The 21,867-nt window shown below is 37.7% G+C and carries 23 protein-coding genes and 4 tRNA genes; 1 reads left to right on the top strand and 26 read right to left on the bottom strand.

The annotated features are described in order from the left end of the window. Positions 1-4: 4 nt before the first annotated feature. The 25 genes from pheS to QME58_08735 all read right to left on the bottom strand — a co-directional run bounded on the left by pheS (position 5) and on the right by QME58_08735 (position 19,692). Positions 5-1,015 carry a phenylalanine--tRNA ligase subunit alpha gene (pheS, locus tag QME58_08855; GenBank protein ID MDI6803939.1) on the bottom strand — a complete coding sequence of 337 codons (1,011 nt, stop codon included), beginning with the start codon at positions 1,013-1,015 and terminating at the stop codon, positions 5-7. A gap of 72 nt (positions 1,016-1,087) precedes the next feature. Beyond that, entirely contained in the window at positions 1,088-1,435 is a 348-nt protein-coding gene (gene rplT / locus QME58_08850) for a 50S ribosomal protein L20 (GenBank protein MDI6803938.1), read from the bottom strand. Between the two features lie 44 nt (positions 1,436-1,479). Next, positions 1,480-1,674 (bottom strand): 50S ribosomal protein L35, encoded by a 195-nt coding sequence (gene rpmI / locus QME58_08845; protein ID MDI6803937.1) that lies wholly within the window; start codon positions 1,672-1,674, stop codon positions 1,480-1,482. 11 nt (positions 1,675-1,685) lie between these two features. Continuing rightward, the gene (gene infC, locus QME58_08840) at positions 1,686-2,249 is read right to left on the bottom strand and encodes a translation initiation factor IF-3 (protein ID MDI6803936.1); all 564 of its coding nucleotides are present in this window, start codon (positions 2,247-2,249) and stop codon (positions 1,686-1,688) included. A 10-nt stretch (positions 2,250-2,259) separates the two neighbouring features. Beyond that, a complete protein-coding gene (gene thrS, locus QME58_08835; protein ID MDI6803935.1) occupies positions 2,260-4,200 on the bottom strand; it encodes a threonine--tRNA ligase in 1,941 nt (646 codons plus the stop codon). Between the two features lie 42 nt (positions 4,201-4,242). Further along, positions 4,243-4,316, bottom strand: a tRNA-Val gene (locus tag QME58_08830). An 18-nt stretch (positions 4,317-4,334) separates the two neighbouring features. Beyond that, a tRNA-Leu gene (locus tag QME58_08825) sits at positions 4,335-4,420 on the bottom strand. A gap of 9 nt (positions 4,421-4,429) precedes the next feature. After that, positions 4,430-4,501 (bottom strand) — tRNA-Cys (locus QME58_08820). Between the two features lie 120 nt (positions 4,502-4,621). Continuing rightward, positions 4,622-4,694 (bottom strand) — tRNA-Gly (locus QME58_08815). Between the two features lie 96 nt (positions 4,695-4,790). Further along, entirely contained in the window at positions 4,791-5,321 is a 531-nt protein-coding gene (locus QME58_08810; protein MDI6803934.1) for a class IV adenylate cyclase, read from the bottom strand. A gap of 4 nt (positions 5,322-5,325) precedes the next feature. Further along, positions 5,326-5,811: a transcription elongation factor GreA gene (greA, locus tag QME58_08805; GenBank protein MDI6803933.1), complete on the bottom strand. Its 486-nt coding sequence runs from the start codon at positions 5,809-5,811 to the stop codon at positions 5,326-5,328. 146 nt (positions 5,812-5,957) lie between these two features. Next, positions 5,958-7,181 (bottom strand): bifunctional 3,4-dihydroxy-2-butanone-4-phosphate synthase/GTP cyclohydrolase II, encoded by a 1,224-nt coding sequence (locus QME58_08800; GenBank protein ID MDI6803932.1) that lies wholly within the window; start codon positions 7,179-7,181, stop codon positions 5,958-5,960. Continuing rightward, complete coding sequence (gene yajC / locus QME58_08795; protein ID MDI6803931.1) at positions 7,174-7,512, bottom strand: preprotein translocase subunit YajC; 339 nt, start codon at positions 7,510-7,512, stop codon at positions 7,174-7,176. The genes QME58_08800 and yajC overlap by 8 nt, the downstream gene beginning before the upstream one ends. A gap of 30 nt (positions 7,513-7,542) precedes the next feature. Next, positions 7,543-8,661, bottom strand: a complete 1,119-nt coding sequence (gene tgt / locus QME58_08790) for a tRNA guanosine(34) transglycosylase Tgt (protein MDI6803930.1) — start codon at positions 8,659-8,661, stop codon at positions 7,543-7,545. A 43-nt stretch (positions 8,662-8,704) separates the two neighbouring features. After that, positions 8,705-9,922 (bottom strand): hemolysin family protein, encoded by a 1,218-nt coding sequence (locus QME58_08785; GenBank protein MDI6803929.1) that lies wholly within the window; start codon positions 9,920-9,922, stop codon positions 8,705-8,707. After that, positions 9,919-10,332 (bottom strand): VanZ family protein, encoded by a 414-nt coding sequence (locus QME58_08780; GenBank protein MDI6803928.1) that lies wholly within the window; start codon positions 10,330-10,332, stop codon positions 9,919-9,921. Before QME58_08780 ends, QME58_08785 begins: the two co-directional genes overlap by 4 nt. Before the next feature lies 1 nt (position 10,333). Continuing rightward, complete coding sequence (locus QME58_08775) at positions 10,334-11,911, bottom strand: NAD(P)H-hydrate dehydratase (GenBank protein MDI6803927.1); 1,578 nt, start codon at positions 11,909-11,911, stop codon at positions 10,334-10,336. Between the two features lies 1 nt (position 11,912). Then, positions 11,913-13,334, bottom strand: coding sequence for an NADH-quinone oxidoreductase subunit N (locus tag QME58_08770; GenBank protein ID MDI6803926.1), 1,422 nt, complete (start codon positions 13,332-13,334; stop codon positions 11,913-11,915). Positions 13,335-13,402: 68 nt separating this feature from the next. After that, complete coding sequence (locus tag QME58_08765) at positions 13,403-14,050, bottom strand: riboflavin synthase (protein MDI6803925.1); 648 nt, start codon at positions 14,048-14,050, stop codon at positions 13,403-13,405. Then, positions 14,051-15,163 carry a bifunctional diaminohydroxyphosphoribosylaminopyrimidine deaminase/5-amino-6-(5-phosphoribosylamino)uracil reductase RibD gene (ribD, locus tag QME58_08760; protein MDI6803924.1) on the bottom strand — a complete coding sequence of 371 codons (1,113 nt, stop codon included), beginning with the start codon at positions 15,161-15,163 and terminating at the stop codon, positions 14,051-14,053. Beyond that, the gene (locus QME58_08755; GenBank protein MDI6803923.1) at positions 15,163-16,167 is read right to left on the bottom strand and encodes a Gfo/Idh/MocA family oxidoreductase; all 1,005 of its coding nucleotides are present in this window, start codon (positions 16,165-16,167) and stop codon (positions 15,163-15,165) included. The genes ribD and QME58_08755 overlap by 1 nt, the downstream gene beginning before the upstream one ends. 10 nt (positions 16,168-16,177) lie before the next feature. Then, a complete protein-coding gene (gene dxs, locus QME58_08750; protein ID MDI6803922.1) occupies positions 16,178-18,070 on the bottom strand; it encodes a 1-deoxy-D-xylulose-5-phosphate synthase in 1,893 nt (630 codons plus the stop codon). A 15-nt stretch (positions 18,071-18,085) separates the two neighbouring features. Continuing rightward, entirely contained in the window at positions 18,086-18,343 is a 258-nt protein-coding gene (locus QME58_08745) for an exodeoxyribonuclease VII small subunit (protein ID MDI6803921.1), read from the bottom strand. Beyond that, positions 18,333-19,544 (bottom strand): exodeoxyribonuclease VII large subunit, encoded by a 1,212-nt coding sequence (gene xseA / locus QME58_08740; protein MDI6803920.1) that lies wholly within the window; start codon positions 19,542-19,544, stop codon positions 18,333-18,335. Before xseA ends, QME58_08745 begins: the two co-directional genes overlap by 11 nt. Beyond that, a complete protein-coding gene (locus QME58_08735) occupies positions 19,534-19,692 on the bottom strand; it encodes a hypothetical protein (GenBank protein ID MDI6803919.1) in 159 nt (52 codons plus the stop codon). The genes xseA and QME58_08735 overlap by 11 nt, the downstream gene beginning before the upstream one ends. Before the next feature lie 146 nt (positions 19,693-19,838). Here QME58_08735 and bshB1 point away from each other — a divergent pair, with 146 nt between their 5' ends. Continuing rightward, a complete protein-coding gene (gene bshB1 / locus QME58_08730; protein ID MDI6803918.1) occupies positions 19,839-20,567 on the top strand; it encodes a bacillithiol biosynthesis deacetylase BshB1 in 729 nt (242 codons plus the stop codon). Between the two features lie 77 nt (positions 20,568-20,644). Here the strand turns inward: bshB1 and QME58_08725 are convergent, their stop codons facing one another. Next, positions 20,645-21,694 carry a DUF4325 domain-containing protein gene (locus QME58_08725; GenBank protein ID MDI6803917.1) on the bottom strand — a complete coding sequence of 350 codons (1,050 nt, stop codon included), beginning with the start codon at positions 21,692-21,694 and terminating at the stop codon, positions 20,645-20,647. Positions 21,695-21,867: the final 173 nt, after the last annotated feature.

Genomic DNA, 21,867 nt, shown 5'->3' with positions numbered 1-21,867 from the left:
GATACTAAAATTGTTTTAAGAAACGAACGTCATTATCGAATAGGATTCGTATATCATCAATACCATAACGCAACATAGTGATACGTTCGATACCCATACCAAAAGCATAACCGCTGACTTTCATCGGATCATAATTAACAAATTTATAAACATTTGGATTGACCATACCGCAACCTAAAATTTCGAGCCAGCCGGCATACTTGCAAACACGGCATCCTTTGCCTTTGCACAGGAAGCAGCTTATATCCATCTCGGCACTTGGTTCAGTAAACGGAAAAAAACTTGGACGGAAACGAAATTTTAAATCGCTCCCGTAAAATTGTTGTGCGAATGCGACAAGAGTGCCTTTCAATTCGCTGAAAGTAACATTTGTATCAACATACAAACCTTCAACCTGATGGAAGAGGCAATAACTACGGGCGCTAATAGCTTCGTTCCTATAAACTCTTCCGGGCATAATGACACGCACAGGCGGTTGTTGTTTTTCCATCACCCGAATCTGAACAGGCGATGTATGTGTTCGTAATAAAGTTTTTTTAGATATAAAAAATGTGTCCTGCATATCGCGTGCAGGATGATCGGGAGGGAAGTTTAAAGCTTCAAAATTATAATAATCGTCCTCGATTTCTGGACCGGAAGCAATCTCGAATCCCAATCGCAAGAATATTGATTTAATTTCGTTTAAAGTTTGTGTAATCGGATGCAGAGAACCTATCCATTTACGACGTCCGGGAAGAGTTATATCAATTAGTTCTGTTTGCGAACTTTGATTGCTCTCAAGATTTTTCGTTTTCTCATCGTGGAGATTTTGTGCATGCGTTCGCAACTCGTTCAACTCTTTTCCGAGTGAAGGTTTTTGATCGGGCGTAACATTTTTCAATGCTTCGAACAACTCAGCAATTATACCTTTTCGGGCTAAGTATTTTATGCGAAATTGATCTAATTCGGGAAGTGAATTAACTTTTATAATTTCGAAATCTAACTGATTTCTTATTTCATCAATAGTTTCTTGCATAGTCGTTTGCCGTTAAAAAAATAAAATCTTCCCACCCTCATAAAAAGTTAAAGAGAGGATGGGAAGATTAATTTATGCAGTTGCAAATTTTACTATCTCTGCAAAAGCTTCTTGGTTATTGGCTGCTAAATTTGCCAATACCTTCCGATTGATATCGATGCTTTTCTTTTTCATTCCATCGATTAATCGGGAGTATGTTGTTCCGTTCATCCGGGCTGCCGCGTTGATACGTGCAATCCAGAGTTGGCGGAATTCTCGCTTTTTTAAACGTCTATCACGGTATGCATGCTGTCCAGCTTTATCAATGTGGTGCTTTGCAACCGTGAGAACTTTACTGCGAGTTCCCCAGTAGCCTTTCGCTCGCTCTAATATACGCTTACGACGGCGGTGGGAGGCAACTTTATTTTGTGATCTAGGCATAGTTGCTCTTTGTTCCTTTAGTTGTTATTGGTTCTGTTAATTAATTACTTTGGCAAAAGCATTTTAATTCGCTTTGTTTCTGATTTCGAAACAAGTGTTGCGTGGCGTAATTTACGTTTACGCTTTTGCGATTTCGAAGTTAAAATATGGCTCTTAAATGCTTTCCGTCTTTTAACTTTTCCTGAAGCTGTGAGTTTAAATCTTTTTTTAGCTCCTGAATCTGATTTCATTTTTGGCATTATTGACCTCTTTAAATTTGTTTTTCTTCAGTTTGTATTTTCGGTGATTTTTTCTTACCAACTTTATCTGCTGTTAGAATAATCGACATCCATTTCCCTTCCATTTTTGCGGGTTGTTCGATTTTTGCAATGTCGGCTACTCTTTCCGCTAACCGTTTCAATAACGCTTCGCCGTGTTCTTTATAAACAATTTCACGACCTTTAAAAATAACTGTAGCCTTCACTTTATTTCCGTCTTCAATGAAAGAGCGAGCATGCCTTGCTTTGAATTCGAAATCATGAACATCTGTATTTGGATGAAAACGCACCTCTTTCAAAAGCACTACCTGCTGATTTTTACGTTGCAACTTTTCCTTTTTGGTAAGTTCGTATTTGTATTTACCTAAATCCATCAACTTGCAAACAGGTGGGTTAGCAGTAGGAACAATTTCGATTAAATCTAAACCCCGTTGGTTTGCATATCGCATTCCTTCTTGCGGCGTTAATATTCCGAGCTGCTGCCCGGTTTCATCTATTAAACGAATTCGTGCTACTCGAATTTCTTCGTTTATGCGAGGCGTTTGTTGATCTTTAATTTTTAGTCTCCTAATTTGTTAATTGTTTTTCCTTAATTTCATTTGAAATTTGATTTAGGAATTCTGATACCGGTTTGATTCCTAAATCTCCTTTTGTATGTCGGCGAACTGATACCGTATCAGATTGCTTTTCTTTGTCTCCGACAACGAGCATATAAGGAGTTTTTTTTGTTTCCCAGTCGCGGATTTTATAATTCACTTTTTCATTTCTACTATCGAGTTCAACTCGTACACCCGCATCCTTTAGCTTTTGAGTAATAGATAGAGCATAATCGTTTTGTGCATCTGTGATCGGAATAACTGCAACTTGTAATGGAGATAACCAAACAGGAAACTCTCCGGCAAAATGTTCAATCAAAACTCCAATAAATCGTTCTAAACTTCCGAATGGCGCTCGGTGAATTACAACAGGCCGATGTTTTTGTCCGTCGTTTCCAACATACTCCAAGTTAAAACGTTCGGGCATTACGTAATCGACTTGAACAGTACCTAATTGCCAACTCCTGCCGAGTGCATCTTTAACTATAAAATCTATTTTGGGACCGTAGAAAGCGGCTTCGCCTTTAGCGATTGTGTATTTTAACTTCATTTCTTCAGCAGCTTCAAGAATTTCTTTTTCAGCTCTATCCCAAAGTTCGTCTGCACCACCGTACTTTTCTTTGTTGAGAGCATCTCTGAAAGAAAGTCGAGTTGTGAAATCTTTAAAGCCAAGTGTATTAAACACAAGTTGTATCAAATCGATGACACCACAAATTTCTGCTTTTAGCTGGTCTTGCCGAACAAACATGTGCGAGTCGTCCACTGTAAAACTGCGAACGCGGGTCAGTCCGTTTAACTCGCCAGATTGCTCGTATCTATAAACCGTTCCAAATTCAGCTAAACGAATTGGTAAATCGCGGTAGCTGCGTGGTTTTGCAGCATAAATTTGAAAATGATGGGGGCAATTCATCGGTTTCAGTAAGTACTCTTCGTCATCAACTTTAATTGGTGTAAACTGACTGTCTTTGTAATAAGGGTAGTGACCGCTCGTTTTATATAAATTAATGTTGCCGATGTGCGGAGTAACAACGGGAAGATAGCCGCGTTTTTTTTGTTCTGCCTTTAAAAAATCTTCTAACGTCTCGCGAATGACCGCCCCTTTAGGTAACCAGAGAGGTAAACCACCGCCAACTTTTGGAGTAAGTAAAAATATTTCTAACTCGGTACCTAACTTTCTATGATCTCGGCGTTTGGCTTCTTCAAGCCGGAACAAATAATCGTCAAGTTCTTTTTTTGTAGGGAAAGTAATTCCATAAATACGCTGAAGCATTTTATTTTTTTCGCTTCCGCGCCAGTATGCGCCAGCAACATTAAGTAGTTTTATATACTTTATTTTACCAGTCGAAAGTAAATGTGGACCGTAACACAGGTCGATAAATTGACCAACATGATACAAAATAATTTGTTTACCTTTGAACTCTTCAAGAAGCTCTAATTTATATTCATCCCCTTTTTGTTTAAAAAAATTGTAAGCTTCTAGCCACTGAATTTCTTCTCTACGGAATTGAAAATCCTGTTTAATGTATTCGATCATTTTTGCTTCAATCTTATTCAGGTCATCGTTAGTTAATTTATGATCACCTAAATCAAGATCGTAGTAGAATCCGTTTTCGATTGATGGACCGATTCCGAATTTTGTACCTGGAAAAATTTCCTGAATTGCTTCAGCCATTAAATGTGCCGAGCTGTGCCAATAAGTTTGTTTGCCGGCATCATCGTCCCATTTTAATATTCTTAGTTGAACATCATTAAAAATAGGTCGGGATAAATCCCATACCTCACCGTTAACCTCAACAGAAAGAGCTTCTTTTGCAAGTCGGCTACTGATAGAATCCGCAATTTGATATCCAGTAACTCCGGTTTCAAATTCACGCGAACTATTATCAGGAAAAGTTATTTTGATGTTATTCATAAATAATTAAAAAAAAACGGAATAAATTCCGATTGGTACAAGTGGGCCCTACGGGATTCGAACCTGTGACCTCTACCATGTCAAGGTAGCGCTCTAACCAACTGAGCTAAGGGCCCATTAACAATATTTCGAAGTGCCGGGGATCGGAATCGAACCGACACGGACCTTGCGGTCCGCAGGATTTTAAGTCCTGTGCGTCTACCAATTTCGCCACCCCGGCCAAATCGTGAGGCGCCGGGCGGATTCGAACCGCCGCATAAAGGTTTTGCAGACCTCTCCCTTACCACTTGGGTACAGCGCCGTCAAACTTCCTCACAAATAAAAGCCCCGCCACCTGGTGGGATTGGGGGCGGCGGGGTAATTTTTACGAGGAAGTTTTAAGGTCGTTCTCACGACCAAGGTATCTTCTTCAGTTACCTTGAGCGGGAAACGGGATTCGGACCCGCGACATTCACCTTGGCAAGGTGACGCTCTACCAGCTGAGCTATTCCCGCAAATTTACACGGCTAATATACAAAACTTCTTAACTTATTGCAAATATATGCCTATATTATATTAAAGTCAAGAGCTTACATACATTTAGTTAAAGATTATTCGAATTTACCCCCTTTATTTTGTTCCTTCTCTAATATGTCGGAATAGGAATCTTGAATAATACACAAAAATTGGCTCGAAAATTTATCCGATAAAAACTTCATTAATTCTTCACCATCATTATCTGATTTGCTTAAAATTACTTCAAGTTCGAGAAAATCGCCCAATCCATCTACTTGATCGATATGTATGCGGCAATTTTTGTAGGTGAATAGTTGCCTCTGCTTTTTCACGATTGACCGAATTCCGTAGGCATGTTCTAAAATTTTTCGCATTAATTCTTTATCGGCGACACGATAAATTTGGTATTCACTGAAGCGATAATTTGTTGTTTCATCCCTATCATAGAATATCAATTCTGCTTTATCTTCATTAATTACACGAAGTTTTAACCTCCCTTTTGTAGAATAAAAATAAGTATCCTCCTGAAGCATTGTTGTAATATACGTGGCACCTATTTCTTCGGCTATTTGACTAAGAGATGAGATTGAAGCAATTTTAGCTTTTAATTCTAAGTTTGAAGGCATTTAACTATCTGTTTATTTCAAGAATTTCATACTCTAAAAAACCAGCAGGTACTTTTATTTTTACTTCATCCCCAGGTTTCTTACCAAGCAGTCCTTGACCGATGGGTGAAGTTATCGAAATTTTGTTATCTTCAAAATTAGCTTCTTCAGGTGAGACCAATGTATAAACTACTTTTTCGCCATTCTTTTTATTACGAAGTGTTACCACTGAAAGGATATATATTTTATCGTTAGGTAGTTCTTTGCTTTCGATTCTTTGAACACGTAAAAGTGTATCCTCAAGTTTCCCAATTTTAATTTCGAGATGTTCCTGAGTTTCCTTTGCGGCTTTGTACTCAGCATTCTCGCTAAGATCACCATGGCTACGCGCTTCTGCAATTTTGCGAGCAATTTCAGGACGCCCCTCAGTTTTTAGTTGCCGCAGTTCATTTTCGAGCTCAATAATCCGCTCACGCGTTAAATATACAATTGCATTATTTTTAGTATTCATACACACCTCGCTATTTGAAAATCATTGTTTTCATCGTTATAAAAATAAAAATATATAGCCGTCGTTAATAAAATACCGACAGCTATATATTTGTTTTGTTAAATCTAAAATAAAAAAATCATAAAATCAAGAGTTAATAAAAAATTTTATTTTTTATTACTCATAATTAGATGTCCAAGCTTATCGCGTTTTGCCTTTAGATACTTTTCGTTCAGCGGATGTGGTTCTATCTCCAGAGGAACTCTCTCAACAATCTCTAATCCGTATCCTTCTAATCCTACAATTTTTTTGGGATTATTAGTTAGCAAACGCATTTTACGTATTCCTAGATCAAGTAAAATTTGAGCACCTATTCCATAGTCGCGTAAGTCAGCTCGGAAGCCTAATTTTTCGTTCGCTTCGACAGTATCTAACCCCTCATCTTGAAGTTTGTAAGCTTGAATTTTATTTCCTAAACCAATCCCTCGTCCTTCCTGCCGCATGTAAAGAATTACACCTGAACCGTTTTGATCAACGATTTTCATTGCAGCGGTTAATTGATCATTACAATCGCAACGGAGCGACCCGAAGACATCGCCGGTTAAACATTCGGAGTGGACACGAACAAGCACAGGTTTCTCATGTGGTAATTCCCCTTTAACTAAAGCAATGTGATCTTTCTTATCGGTTTCGCTTCGGTAAAGGATAATTTGAAAATCCCCGTATCTCGTTGGAAGGTGAGCCGAACCTGTACGCTGAACTAATTTTTCGCTAGAGAGGCGATATTGAATTAAATCTTTTATTGTTATGATTTTCAGATGGAACTGCTCAGCAATTTTGAATAAATCGGGGACGCGAGCCATCGTGCCGTCGTCATTTAAAATTTCGACTAACACACCGACGGGTTCGAGATTGGCTAATTCGCACAAATCGATTACAGCTTCGGTATGCCCTGCGCGTCTTAAGACACCCCCTTCCATACTTCGTAGCGGAAAAATATGCCCAGGTCGTGCAAGATCGCTTGGCTTGGTTTTAGGGTCAACAAGGGCTTTTATTGTTGCCGCCCTATCCTGTGTAGAAACCCCGGTTGTAGTACCGTGAACGAAATCTATCGAAACAGTGAATGGAGTTTCGTGCAGCGAGGTGTTACTATCAACCATCGGCTCAAGGTCGAGTTCTTTTGCACGCCCAGAAGTGATCGGAGCACAAATAATTCCCCTTCCGTACTTAGCCATGAAATTGATAGTTTCGGCCGTAGATTTTTCGGCAGCAATCGTAAAATCTCCTTCATCTTCGCGGTCTTCGTCATCGACAACAATAACTATCTTACCGTCTCGGAAATCGGCTATCGCTTCCTCGATATTATTGAATATGAAATTATTATTATCCAATTTTTGGCATCTCAGTTTCGCCTTGACCGGCTTTGCTCGAAATTGCTGATCGTTCGATCTTTACTTTAACATTTTCAGCAATTTGAACCAGAACAGTTTTTTCGTCAACACCCACAACCGTGCCGTGAACACCGCCAACGGTAACGATCTTATCTCCTTTTTGAACTGAATCCAACAATTTCTGTCGTTCCTTCTGACGTTTTTGTTGGGGGCGGATTATCATAAAGTAAAATATTGCAATTATGAATGCAAACATTAAGATCGTCGAAAGTATCCCTCCGCCACCGTCTTGTCCTTGGGGCGTCATTGCAATTAAATTTAAAATGTTCAATTTAGTCTCCTATTATTTAGTTAGTATTTATTATTTTTTCTTTACAAACTCTAATGTTTCTGTTTTCCATTGTTTAAAACGATTTTCGATTATAGCTTTTCTCGCTTCTTTAACAAGCCATTGGTAAAAATATAAATTATGAATTGTTGCAAGTTGTAGAGCTAAAATTTCTTTCACCTGAAAAAGATGCCGTAAATAAGCTCTCGAAAAATTTCTACATGTATAGCAATCGCATTTTTCATCTACCGGATTTTCATCCATTTTATAAACGGCATTCTTAATGGAGATGCTTCCTTTTCGAGTGAACAACATTGCATTCCGACCGTTCCGTGTTGGCATTACACAATCGAACATATCCACACCACGCTCTATGGATTCGAGTATGTTTTCAGGTGTTCCAACACCCATAAGATAACGGGGTTTATCTTTCGGAAGTATATCAGTACAAACCGAAGTCATCTCGTACATCATCTCAGCCGGTTCACCGACTGACAAACCGCCAATCGCATAACCATCAAACTCTAAATCAATTAATTCTAGTGCTGACTTTTTTCGCAGTTCTGTAAAAACACTTCCTTGAACGATTCCAAATAAAGCTTGAGTATGATCGTAAAGATGGTTGCTCGATGAAAATTTTTCTTTACAACGTTTAGCCCACCGTGTTGTTAACTCTTGCGATTGTTTGGCATAATCGAATGAGACCGGATACGGAGTGCATTCATCCAACACCATCATTATATCGGAGCCTAACATTCGTTGTATGTCCATAACACTTTCGGGTGTAAAAAAATGGAGCGACCCATCCAAGTGCGAGCGGAATTGAACGCCCTCGTCTGAAATTTTATTTAGATCCGATAAACTAAAAACCTGGTAACCACCACTGTCAGTCAGTATTGGTTTTTTCCAAGAAATAAATTTGTGCAAACCGCCGAGCTTGTTAATAATTTCAACTCCGGGCCGCAAGTAAAGGTGATAAGTGTTGCCAAGAATTATCTGAGCTCCGATTTCTTCAAGCTCACGTTGCTCGATTGCTTTAACAGAACCTTGTGTACCTACAGGCATAAAAACAGGAGTTTCAAGAAACCCATGATTGGTTTCTAACACTCCTGAACGTGCATTATCATCAGTATTTATTAAATTAAATCTCAAAATCTCTGCTTAATTTACTCATTTTTTAATGAATAATCAAACCTCATTCAATTTCAAACAAAACTGAATCAATTCGCGTTTTGGTTGCCCGTTGTATTGTTACTTTAAAATTATCGATCTTGAAAGTTTCATTTGCTTTGGGTATGTGTCCAATTTTCTCACTAATATATCCGCTTAGAGTTATGTTTTCTCCCTCCGGTATATCTAACTTATAAGTTTCGTTAATAAACTCTATCTCTAATCTACCGCTGAACTGAAATGTTTTCGCATCAATTTGTTTGTGAAACTGTCTGCCCCTCAACTGGGTTTCATCTATTTTTCCAAGTACTTCTTCTAAAATATCGTAAACTGAAACTATACCAGAAGTTCCACCAAACTCATCAATAGCAACCGCTACGGAAACACCCGTTGTATAAAATTGTTGCAGCAAATCCGAGCTTGATTTAGTTTCAGGAACGTAGAGAACCTCGTGCATAATTGCTAAAACACTATCTGGCTCGGAGAACATATCCTGAACACTTACTACTCCGATAATATTATCGATGGTCTCTTCGTACACAAATAATTTTGAGTGTGTTGACTCGTTAAATTTATCTCTTAATTGATTCATTGAAATATTTTTCGCTACACAGCTAATTTCGGTTCTTGGTATCATTATCTCGCGAATTAGAATATCTTTTAACTCGAATACTTTCATTAAGTAGGAAGTCGATTTTGCGTCCGGCTTCCCTACTCCTTCGCTTTCTTTAATGAGGCTGTAAACATCTTCCTTTGTGAAAAAATATTTTTCAGCAGTTTCGGTAACTTTGAATAGTTGGATAATGGAACGGGTAAAAACAATAAGAATTAGAATTAAGGGATAGAAGATAAAATTACTTATAGATAAAAAGAGTGTGAAAAACGGAATGGATGCATCGGCATTTTCTCTGAAGAATATTTTCGGTATAATTTCCCCGAAAATTAATATGACGATAACTGTGATTATCAAAACGAATGTCGAGCCGATATCAAAAAGAGAAACAAGCAATATCGTCAGCAAAGTTGAAAATGCTACATTCGATATATTTGTTCCGACAAGCGAAATTGTTAAAAATTTTTGTGGATTGCTTATAAGATCGAGAGTTCGTTTCGATAAAAAAGTATTCTGTTTTGACCTTATTTCAGCTTTAAGTCGGCTTGCAACGATAAAACTTATCTCAGATGCGGAATACAGAGCTGAAAGCATCAATGTAATAATGAGTAAAAAAATCTCGGATATCATAAGTCTGAAACTTTGGTACCGCTTATTTTTCTTGCATAACGATTGATGAAATTGAAAAACGATACTGCTAAAATGCCGCCTACAGCATCTGCAACCAAATCATAAATATCGGATGTCCTGCCGGGAATAATAGATTGAAATAATTCATCAAAGATTCCGAATGATACTACGAATATTAAAGTCAGTATCGCAATTTGTTTTTTTGAATTGATGGTCTTGTTCCGGTTGTATAGCGACCTTAATATAAAAATTCCAAAAATAAAAAATACACACACGTGTGCAATTTTATCCCAGCCAAAAATTTGTACAGTAGGTAATTTATCTGCTGGTATTGATGAAGCTATCATTATAAGAAATGCCCAAATAAACGGGGGTAAATGATAACGGAAAAATCTATTTATATTCGGCAAATTATTGTTTCTCCGATTCGAATATTTTTAATGCGCCATGAATGTTCTTCTGAATATCAAGAGCTAAAACACTTCTCTCGCCTAACTTCTGCTTTGCAAAATCGCCCGATAATCCGTGTATGAACACGCCACTATAGGCAGCTTCCACTTCATCCATTCCTTGAGTCCACAATCCACCGATGATACCTGCAAGCACATCGCCTGAACCTGCTGTAGCCATACCGGGATTACCTGTTGAATTGATGAATACTCTTCCATTAGAAGAAATTGTTATTGTAGGGGCGCCTTTCAAAATTAATGTTAATTTATATTCTTTACTGAATGAGCGTGCTATAATTAATTTATTCAACTCAATTTCGGGGGGAGAAAGTTTTGTAAGTCGCGCGAATTCGCCGCTGTGAGGTGTAAGAATTACGTTTTTTGATTTCCGCTTTTTGAGAATGGAAAGATTTTCAGAAATAATTGTGAGTGCATCGGCATCGAGGACAAGAGGTTTATCAACTTCGCGTAAAATTTTATTGACTAATTCAATTGCTTCGGCTTTCAACGAAATACCACAACCGATTATCAAAACATCAGCCCAATCAATAAGTTCGTTTAATTTTTTGTAGCTTTCAGTCGTAATCTTTTCCGACTCAATGTAACTCAAAGGATGCACCATTACTTCGGTCAATTTCTTTGCTAAAATTGGATATGCACTTGGGGTAGTGGCAAGAGCAACAGCGCCTGCTCCGGTTTTTAAAGCTGAATTTGAAGCTAACGCTGCGGCTCCTGTGTAGCCGGGCGAACCGGCAATTACTAAAATTTTTCCAACATTATATTTATGAACTGTCTTCAAGCGTTTAGGCAGTGATTGGGCGATATCGGAAGTTTCAACTTCGTAAGTTTGAAAGGGAAAGCTCTCATAAAAATACTTGGGTAACGAAATGTCGGCAACCTTTAAATCGTTTATGTAATTAACTGAATTTCCAATGAGTAACCCGTTTTTCTTCAATCCCATTGTAACTGTTAAATCGGATTTTACAGCAACACTTTCGACAACACCAGTATCAGAATTTACACCCGAAGGAACATCAATCGAAATTTTAGGTGGGCTGATGGAATTCATCCAATTAATTACTTCTTCATAATATTTTTCAAGTTTACCGTTGAATCCTGTTCCGAATATTGCATCTACAATAAAATCAACATTTTGGAAAGCTTGAAGTTGCTTCAATCCTTTGTATTCCTGCAAAAGAAGATTCTTATTTGACTTATTTTGGGATATGATATGTGAAATGATTTTATAATTGATTTCAGCATCACCTTTTAAATTTTTAGGACTGCCTAAGAGTATCCCAACTACATTTGCTCCCAGATTATAAAGGTGCCGTGCCACTACAAAACCATCGCCGCCATTATTACCTTTTCCGCAAACGATTAAGAATTTTTTCTCACAAACGCATCCATACTTTAGTTTGATAGCATCAACAATACCACGTCCTGCGTTTTCCATTAAAATTAAACCGGGAATACCGATGTCCTCAATCGCTCTGCGGTCAAATTCCCGCATCTCCCGTGAATTAACAATAGGTATCATGTTAAAATAAATTGTCGATAATATTCATCAACAAAGAGGGTAAAATTCCAATCACGAGTAACGCCGCTGCGAATAAAAATAAAACAGAATTATTTAATGAAGTATTTTGCCTGTGAAATGGTATCTCACTTGTTCTGAAATACATCACCACGACGATCCGTAAGTAATAGTAAGCAGAAACAACCGACATAAGGACACCTAAAATGGCAAGCCAAGTGAGACCTGCATTCACGGCTGCCATAAAGATATAATATTTCCCGAAGAAGCCGGCGAATGGTGGAATTCCCGTTAGCGAGAACATAAAAATCGCCATCAGCGCTGCTAAGTAAGGAGATTGAGAAGATAATCCGGCATAATCCTCGAACGTCAAATTTTTATCATCATCTTTTTCAAGAAAAGCTAAAATACCGAATGCACCCAAATTCATAAACGAATATGCTGTGAGATAAAATAAAATACCGCTTCTCCCCATTTCATTAGCGGCAGCCAAACCAACTAACAGATAACCTGCGTGTGCGATACTCGAATAAGCAAGCATCCGTTTGATGTTGGTTTGAGATAAGGCGATTATATTTCCAATAATCATTGAAGCTGCAGCAAGAAACGATAAGGCATCTTTCAATCTATCGCCTCCGGGAAATTGGTGCGCAAATATCATTACGAATGCGGCGAAAGCAGCAGCCTTAGCTCCGGTCGACATAAATCCCGATATCGGAGTTGGCGCGCCTTCGTAAACATCCGGAACCCACATATGAAAAGGTACAGCGGCTACCTTAAAAGCTAAACCGATTAACAGAAGCCCTGTTCCGATCCAGAGTAATGGAAGATTAGAATAAATATGAAAACTTTGTATTATAGTTTGAATATTTGTAGAACCGGTAATTCCATAAAGTAAAGCCATTCCGTAGAGTAAAAACCCTGTTGCAAAGGCACCTAGAAAAAAATATTTAAGCGCTGCCTCGTTTGATTTAACACGTTTGCGCATAAAACCGACGAGGACGTAAAGACTTATCGACATCAACTCAAGTCCTAAAAACACGATTATTAAATCGGCTGCCGATGCCATAAACATCATACCCACAGTCGAGAATAAAATCAGTGAGTAATATTCCCCTTGGTGAATCGTCATCCTGATAAGATAATCTTTGGATAAAATGATTGTGAATAAAGCAGTAAACATAAACAGGATGCTGAAAAAATTTCCGTATCCACCAACATTGAACATATTGAAGAAACTTGTCCCTCGCCAAGTGAACGATTCCACAGCCATACCTATTGAAATAATCAAACCGATGATTGAAACAATATAGCTGATATTTGAACTCTTCCGAAATGTCGCTTCAATAATAATAACGATGAATGCCGTTACTGTAACACCCAGCACCGGTAAAATTGTTAACAAATCTTTAACATTGAATTCCATTTAATTGCCTTATTCGTTGTATAAATACTAAAAATTTTGAGACAAAATAAGAAAAAGGGAGCTAATAATCAAAAACCCATACCTTTTAATTTCTTAACTGACATTTTGCTCTGTTTTTTGGGGGATGTAGTATGGTCAAAATAATTCAGAACATATTTCCCGAGAACATCGAATTCTAAATTCACTCCGTCATTTACTTTTCGATTTTTAAAAATTGTGTTTTCCATTGTGTGAGGAATCACTGAAACCGTTACAAAATTATTTTCAAGTTCGGCGACTGTTAAACTAACTCCGTCGATGGCTATAGAACCCACGGGTATAACATTTTTTACAAAATTTTTGGGAATTTCGACCATAAACATCCAGCTTGCGGTTCGTTTTGTTTTAGATTTTATTTTCCCCACACAATCGACATGTCCCTGCACAATATGCCCGCCGAGTCGTTCGTTCAACTTCATTGGCAATTCAAGATTGACCGCTTCACCGATTTTAAAATTAGAGAAAGTAGTTTTTTTTAAAGTCTCTTCGACTGCCACGACTTCAAACCAGTTTTTTGATTTTGCAACTACAGTCTGGCATACACCATTGATCGCCACGCTGTCGTTTACATTCAGTTCGGCAACGCTATGCTGTCCTTTAATTTTTAGTTGCAATCCGTTACCTACACGATTGATAGATTCTATCTTCCCGATTTCTGTAATGATTCCTGTGAACATTTATTTCTCTCTCTTTTTTATATAACCATCGATCATCATATCCGTACCGCATTGTTGGAATGTAACATCTTGTAATTCGAACGGATTTGTAATTGGAAATCTGATTTTATCAGAAATAGCCGGAGTTCCTTTCCCTAAAATTTTGGGAGCAATAGTATAAATGATTTTATCAGCCAAGCGAAATTTAATAAATTGAGCAAAAACTTCGCTGCCACCTTCTACCAAAATCGAAGCTATACTGTTTTTAGCCAGAATATTCAGAACCGTTTTTATTGATATGATTGTAGATTTCGATTTTATCACAAATACCTTTACACCCAAATTTTTTAAGAATGATGCTTTATTCTGATTTTTCAGATAACCCTTTTGGGATGTGAATAATAATGTAGAAATTTCTTGAGCACTTAAAAATATTTTAGATTTTTTGGAAACTGAAAGATTTCCATCTAAAACCACTCGTATGGGATTTCTACCCTTCACCAATCGGACAGTCAATTCAGGATCATCTTTTCGCACAGTGTTAGCACCGACTAAAATAGCATCATACTTTGCACGCAGTTCGTGAACTTTTTTCCGTGTCTCAAAATTCGATATCCATCTCGAATTTCCTTTATAATCAGCAATTTTGCCGTCAAGTGTTTGTGCCATTTTTAATGTTACGAACGGTAATTTTTGAGTGATGTATTTGTGAAAAAATTCATTCAGTTGTTTAGCTTCGGATTCGAGTAGTCCTTCAACAACTTGGATTCCGGACTTTCTAAGTTTTCTGATACCATCTCCATTCACTAATGGGTTCGGGTCGCGTGTTCCTACAACAACTCTTTTGATACCTTTGGAAATTATCAAATCACTGCAAGGAGGAGTTTTACCGAAGTAACTACAAGGTTCAAGATTCACATACAAAGTTGCACCTTTAACACTATTTTTAGCTTGCTTGAAAGCATTTACTTCAGCGTGAGCTTTGCTAAATTGTTTATGGTATCCCCTTCCAATAATTTTTCCATCTTTAACAATTACACATCCGACTAAAGGATTCGGGCTTACATAGCCGGCACCTTTTTGAGCTAACTTGAAACACTCCTGTAAATATTTTTCATCTTCAGCATTCTTCATTATTTAAGAACGATTTCTTTTTTAAGCTTCGCCGATTTGTAAACAGCATCAACAACCTTCATCCGCTGCACTGCTTCATCGGCAGTTGATATAACCGGATGCAATCCTTTCGCCGCACCAATGAAATGCTTCAGTTCGATCTCGTAGCTTTTCTTCAAAATATTCTGTGGTGTTTCCGATTTAACAGGTGTTACACTTACCACATCGCCACCTATCATTTTATTGATGCGTAACGGATTGAGTTGAGCGCTTCCTTTAGTTCCAAAGATTTCGCACGAGAACGAATCGCCTGAAACATGAAATGACCAACTTGTTTCGAGATTCAAAGTTGTTCCGTTTTTAGTTTCTAAAAAAGCGATGCAAGAGTCTTCAACACTTTTTGTAGTATGGTTATAAGTAACTGCACTTACCCGTTTCACCGGATTAAAATTCACCGCCCATAACAAAGTATCGAGAGCGCCTAAACCTAAATCTAAAAATACACCGCCGCCCGATTTTTCTTTTTGTGTAAGCCAAGGATTGTTACTTCCGAGTTTTTTAACCCAAGCAGCTTTCAGATAAAATATTTCGCCAAGCTCTCCATTTTCGATAATGCTTTTTAACATCATTAAATCGGGACGGAATCGGTTGTTCATTCCTACCATCAATTTTTGTTTTGTCCGGTTAACTGTTTCGGCAATTTCAACCGCCTCATTATACTGACGTGCGATGGGGCGTTCAACAAAAACATCCAAAGCGGAGTTAAGGGCTGCAACAGCAATGCTCCTGTGTGTGTCGGTTGGGGTGCAAATGGTAACAGCATTTAATTTTTCGGAAGCAAGCATTTCTTCGAAACTTGTGTAAAGCTGCCGCACGCCAAATTTTTCGCCAACCGATTTTAATTTCGCTTTATCTTTATCGCATAAAGCTGTTACTTCAACATCGTTGTTTTTTTTTAATGAAGGAAGATGAAAAACCTGTGCAACCCATCCTAACCCTATTACACCAATTTTAAGTTTTTCCATTTTATATCACTTATTTTTGTTGTAAGAAATATTTTACGCTTTCAGCAATACCAACAGGATCGATTTTTATTAATTTATACAGTTCATCGGGTGTGCCGTGTGTAATAAAAGTATCCTCAATTCCCAAGTTAAGAACAGATACGTTTTTAACATTTTTTCTATTCATATATTCAAGGACTGCTGAACCAAATCCACCGGCAAGAACTCCATCCTCTACGGTAACTATGTATTTAAACTTTTCAACAATTTGATCTATAAGTTCTGAATCTAACGGTTTAACAAATCGCATATTAACAACTTCAGTTTGGATAGTAGCTTGAGTGAGAATTTCAGCAGCAAGAACAGAATGATGAACCATATTTCCGATTGCAAGAATTGCAACATCGCTTCCTTCCCGCACAACTTCACCTTTACCAATTTTCAACTCTTCGTATTTTTCACTTATCGTAACTCCTAAACCGTTACCACGCGGATAACGGATAGCGATATGTTTATCGTAATTAGCCGCAGTGTAAAACATATTTCTCAATTCGTTTTCATCTTTTGGTGACATAATTACCATTTCGGGAATCATACGTAAGTAAGCCAAATCGAATACGCCGTGATGAGTAGGACCATCGGAGCCGACAATGCCTCCGCGATCGATTGCGAAAACCACGTGTAAATGTTGGAGAGCGACATCGTGTATAACTTGATCGATTGCTCGCTGCAAGAATGAAGAATAAACTGCAACGAAGGGAACATAACCTTGTGTTGCCAAACCAGCAGCAAAAGTTACAGCGTGTTGTTCGGCGATACCAACATCAAAGAACCGTTCTGGAATTTCACGCTGCAGTTGATCTAATCCTGTTCCATCCGGCATAGCGGCGGTGATGCCAACAATCTTCTGATTTTGTTTAGCAAGATCAACGATTGTTCGCCCGGCAATTTCGGTGTAACTTGGTGGAGCCGCTGCAACTTTGATAGATTTGCCTGTGTCTATATCGAATGCCGAAACTCCGTGCATCTTAGTTGAGTTATCTTCTGCCGGCTGGTAGCCCTTTCCTTTTTGAGTAACAACATGCACCAATATTGGACCAGGCAAATCTTTGATGTGATTGAATAGGCGGACTAATTTAGGGATATTGTGACCGTTCATCGGACCAAAATATCTGAATCCGAATGCCTCGAACAACATTCCGGGTGTGATAATTACTTTTATACCTTCCTCCAATTTTACAGCGAGCCTACGAATTCGATCACCATGCGTTCCTAACTTTCCTGTTAAATCCCAAACGTTGGCTTTCAGGCGGTTGTATTCAGGATTTGTTATCAGTTCTGTAAAATAATTGGTTATTGCCGAGACATTCGGAGAGATCGACATATTGTTATCGTTTAAAATAACAGTCATATTTTTTTTCGACAAACCGGCATTGTTCATTGCTTCGAAAGCCATGCCTCCTGTCATCGAACCGTCGCCAACGATTGCAAGCACTCGAAATTTCTCGTTCGCAAGATCGCGGGCAATAGCCATTCCAAGTGCGGCTGAAATTGATGTACTTGCATGTCCGGCACCGAACGCATCGTATTCACTTTCGGAGCGTTTTAAAAATCCGCTGATACCGCCAAACTGTCGTAGTGTGTGAAAAACATCCCGCCTGCCTGTAATTATTTTATGCACATAAGCTTGATGTCCGACATCCCAAACGAGCTTATCGCCCGGTGTATCGAAAACATAATGGAGCGCCAATGTAAGTTCAACCGAACCTAAACTCGAACTTAAATGCCCCCCCGTTTTCGAAATACTATCAATCAAAAATTCCCGGATTTCGTCGGAAAGAATTTTTAAATCGTTTAAGTTTAATTTTTTTAAATCAGTTGATGAATTAATTTTATTTAAAATTGAATATGAACCTGTCGTCATTTTTTTTACTTCTTATTATTCTTCTATGTCTTCTTCCAGCAATGATAACTTACCGTTCAAATCTTTACTTAATTTTTTAATTTTGATTTCTGCATTTTCTAATTTTGCTAAACATTTTTTTGAAAGGTCAACACCCTCTTCATACATTTTGAGGGAATCCTCAAGTGTAACACTTCCGTTTTCGAGTGTGTTAACAATTTTTTCAAGACGCTTCATACTTTGTTCAAAATTTTGTTCTTCTGCTATTGTGTCGGTTGTTTTTTTAGTTTTCATTATTTAATGTATATGTGTTATTTACTGTTGCATCGGCATAGCCGTTTTTAAATTTTATATTGATATCGTCGGCTGAGGCAAGATTTTCAATTGAATCTACAATGTTAGAATTTTTATAAATTATTGCATAACCACGCTTTATGACATTTTCCGGATTCAGCGATTGTATCCGGTTCGCAAGTTCTGCAATGTATTGTTTAGTCGATTTAAATTTATGAATAAAACTAATATCTAACAATCTTTCTAACTCATCTATTCTTTGAGAAAACTGCCGGACTTTATCAATCGGATTATTGAAGGCGTAACTTGAGACTAAACCAGCTACATGCGATCGATTGTTGTCAACCTTACTTAGCAAACTTTGTTGCATAGTATAAAGAAAATTTCTAATATTATCAATCAGTTCGTAACGGTTGTGAACGACGAGTTCAGCCGCTGCCGATGGAGTCGGAGCCCTCAAATCGGAAACGAAGTCGGCAATTGTAAAATCGATTTCGTGCCCAATTGCGCTTACGACGGGAATTTTAGAAGCGTATATGGCGCGAGCCACAACTTCTTCATTAAAAGCCCACAGGTCTTCAATTGATCCCCCTCCTCTTCCAATTATTAACACATCCACTTTTCCGAATTTATTTAAGTCGGAAATTGCCTCAGCAATTTCTTCAGCCGCGCCGGCTCCTTGAACTTTCACGGGATAAAGAATAATTTCAACAGATGGAAAGCGTCGCGAAATAATGTTTAGAATGTCCTGAATAGCTGCACCTGTTGGTGAAGTTACTATGCCGATTCGTTCAGGATATTCGGGTAGATTTTTTTTATGCTGCGGATCGAACAATCCTTCGGCAGCAAGTTTTTGTTTTAGTTTTTCAAATGCGATTTGAAGCTCACCGATTCCAAGCGGTTTCAAACTTACAACATCAAGTTGATAAGAGCCACGAACTTCATAGACAGTAATCGAACCGCGGGCAATTACTTTCATTCCGTCCTGCGGTGTAAAAGTAAGATATGCTGATCTGCTGCGCCATATTGTAGCAGATATCGAAGCCTTCTCATCTTTAATCGTAAAGTAGATGTGTCCTGAAGGGTGGCGTTTAAAGTTTGAAATTTCACCGGTTACAACTACAGCACTAAAATCAGTTTCTAAAACGCTTTTAATGCGGCGAGTAAGTTCGAATACTGTTAAAATTTTTTCATTTTGCATAACGAAATATAGAGAGAATGGCTTTTAGAAACAAATAATTCAATTTTGGATTTATTAATTGATCGAAATTCTTTTGTTCTTCATTCGTTACCTGTCCACCGACTTGACAGCTGAAACGAAGTGCAAGCGGAAGTGCTGTTTTTTGCACGCAGGTGGATTCATCTCCTTCACCGATTCACCATTTCTCCGATTCTCAATTTCTCTCCTTACCTACTTCATTACTACCGCCTTTTTACTGCCATGCTTGAATCCCAAATAATCAATTACTATATTAAACAAAAAAATGGAGATAGAATGGAACTCGATGTATTAGCAATCGGCGCGCACCCGGATGATGTTGAATTAGGTTGTGCAGGAACAGTAGCCAAGCTTGTAAGACTCGGACATAAAGTAGGGATATTAGATTTGACAGAAGGCGAATTAGGCACACGAGGTTCACGTGATATACGGGCAAAGGAAGCCGAGACTGCTTCAAAAATTCTCGGACTTTCAGCAAGGGAAAATCTGTATTTACCAGATGGGAACATTGAGTTAAATAAAGAAAATCAAATCAAACTCATCCGAATTATCAGAAAATATAAGCCCAAAATATTACTATCGCCGCATTGGCACGACCGCCATCCCGATCATTCGCACGCACATCATTTATCGCAACACGCCTGGTTTTACTCCGGACTCGTGAACCTTAAAACTACGCTCGACGGCGTAAATCAAAAGCCGTGGCGTCCGTTCCATTATTTTAATTATATGATGAAGTATGAATTCATCCCCTCCTTCATTGTTGATATCAGTGATGTTTATGATGTAAGACAGAAAGCTGTGCGTGCATATAAATCGCAATTTTTTAATCCGCAATCAAAAGACCCTGAAACTTTATTAAGTAAAAAATCATTCTTGGAATTCATCGATACGCGTGCGAAGTTTTATGGACAGATGATTGGTGCGCAATATGGCGACCCGCTATTCTCTGTCAAACCGTTTGGAGTAAATGACCTTTTTGATTTGAAAATAATGCGAGGGTAAGGAACAATTGCCAGAAAACTTAGTTTACAACTTTAGGAATACTAACAAAATAATAGTTGTCAACAAGTTGTTTACTGTTAACTTTGTTGATTTTTGACATGTTTGATCATGAAAATGATATTCTCATTTGCATTTTGAATAATTAGTTTACTATCCGACATACGATTTTGCCACACCCGAAATATTTCATCGGCAAACCCTTGTCCAATTGTTGTCACATTCTTAAAGTCAAACACAATCTCTTTAAATTTTTCCAATCCGCTAATTACTCTCCGCGCTTGCGAGCGTGATAAATATGTTTCGCCTGATTTATAAAGATCAATTTTGACATTAGTTTTACTGAAATCAAATTCTTCGCCGGAATATTGGCGAAATATATCAAGTAATTTTTTATCTGATGCACGCGATATCCAGAATTCAACTTCAGTCCCTGTTATATTTTTACTCTCCTCGACAAATATATCTTTAATTCTATTATCGAATATAAGTTTTTTGTTTGAACTTCTGATAACTAATTTATCCGCCACTTTTGATGTAAAAAATATTCCTTCCCCACTATGCGCTTCCGGTGAAGTTGTTAACTTCCCTTTTAACAAATCTTGAATCGCTTCATATTCATTTTGAAGCTTTTGCTTTTTACGGATATGGTTGAAAATGCCGAGTCCTCTATCCACCACACAAAAGTATAGATCGCTATTTTTATCCACCCATACACTAATATTTTCTGATTGTGAATGCTCTATTGCATTATTTAGAATCTCTAAAAACGCATACTCAAGAATATGAGTAACATTGTCGGAGACTCTTGAAAATATTCCCGACGATTCTTTGATCTCTTGTAATATTTTATCTTCGGTTAAGGATTTATTTTTAAGAATGCGATGAACGCTAACTATCTGTTTTTTCTTTTTCTCAATTATGTTTTTTGTCGCAAAGACGTAATGAGCTTTGTTTGATTTACCAAGAAGTATAATTTTCCCTTCGCGTCGTAATTCTTGAAAAAATCGGTTGACGTATGCGCGGGAGAACCCTGTTTTATTTATTATCTCCACGGCATCAACACTGCCTTTTTTACTGATGATAGCGAGTATTAGATTTTTTATGTCGATATTTTTATTTTTTTTCATTTAAATATCGGATTGTTTACAACTTTAATATACTAATATAAATTAAAGTTGTCAACAAGTTGTATACTTACTCTCGATTATTCTATTACTTTTATACGGACAGGATAAATTCTTTTAACTTATGGGCAGTTCCAAAAATTCAAATATAAGTTTAGTGTTATAGATTTTATCGT

The sequence above is a fragment of the Bacteroidota bacterium genome (assembly GCA_030017895.1).
Lineage (GTDB): Bacteria > Bacteroidota > Ignavibacteria > UBA10030 > BY39 > JASEGV01.
Note: the sequence above shows the minus strand (reverse complement) of the source record. Positions and strands in the feature narration are given on the sequence as shown.

Bases quoted from the DNA above. Each gene is read 5' to 3' on its own strand.
- bshB1 (MDI6803918.1), top strand. From the start codon at position 19,839: ATGGAACTCGATGTATTAGCAATCGGCGCGCACCCGGATGATGTTGAA.
- greA (MDI6803933.1), bottom strand. From the start codon at position 5,811: ATGAATACTAAAAATAATGCAATTGTATATTTAACGCGTGAGCGGATT.
- rplT (MDI6803938.1), bottom strand. From the start codon at position 1,435: ATGCCTAGATCACAAAATAAAGTTGCCTCCCACCGCCGTCGTAAGCGT.
- QME58_08725 (MDI6803917.1), bottom strand. From the start codon at position 21,694: ATGAAAAAAAATAAAAATATCGACATAAAAAATCTAATACTCGCTATC.
- ribD (MDI6803924.1), bottom strand. From the start codon at position 15,163: ATGAAGAATGCTGAAGATGAAAAATATTTACAGGAGTGTTTCAAGTTA.
- rpmI (MDI6803937.1), bottom strand. From the start codon at position 1,674: ATGCCAAAAATGAAATCAGATTCAGGAGCTAAAAAAAGATTTAAACTC.
- pheS (MDI6803939.1), bottom strand. From the start codon at position 1,015: ATGCAAGAAACTATTGATGAAATAAGAAATCAGTTAGATTTCGAAATT.
- thrS (MDI6803935.1), bottom strand. From the start codon at position 4,200: ATGAATAACATCAAAATAACTTTTCCTGATAATAGTTCGCGTGAATTT.
- QME58_08755 (MDI6803923.1), bottom strand. From the start codon at position 16,167: ATGGAAAAACTTAAAATTGGTGTAATAGGGTTAGGATGGGTTGCACAG.
- xseA (MDI6803920.1), bottom strand. From the start codon at position 19,544: ATGCAAAATGAAAAAATTTTAACAGTATTCGAACTTACTCGCCGCATT.
- QME58_08745 (MDI6803921.1), bottom strand. From the start codon at position 18,343: ATGAAAACTAAAAAAACAACCGACACAATAGCAGAAGAACAAAATTTT.
- QME58_08810 (MDI6803934.1), bottom strand. From the start codon at position 5,321: ATGCCTTCAAACTTAGAATTAAAAGCTAAAATTGCTTCAATCTCATCT.
- QME58_08765 (MDI6803925.1), bottom strand. From the start codon at position 14,050: ATGTTCACAGGAATCATTACAGAAATCGGGAAGATAGAATCTATCAAT.
- QME58_08785 (MDI6803929.1), bottom strand. From the start codon at position 9,922: ATGATATCCGAGATTTTTTTACTCATTATTACATTGATGCTTTCAGCT.
- dxs (MDI6803922.1), bottom strand. From the start codon at position 18,070: ATGACGACAGGTTCATATTCAATTTTAAATAAAATTAATTCATCAACT.
- QME58_08770 (MDI6803926.1), bottom strand. From the start codon at position 13,334: ATGGAATTCAATGTTAAAGATTTGTTAACAATTTTACCGGTGCTGGGT.
- QME58_08775 (MDI6803927.1), bottom strand. From the start codon at position 11,911: ATGATACCTATTGTTAATTCACGGGAGATGCGGGAATTTGACCGCAGA.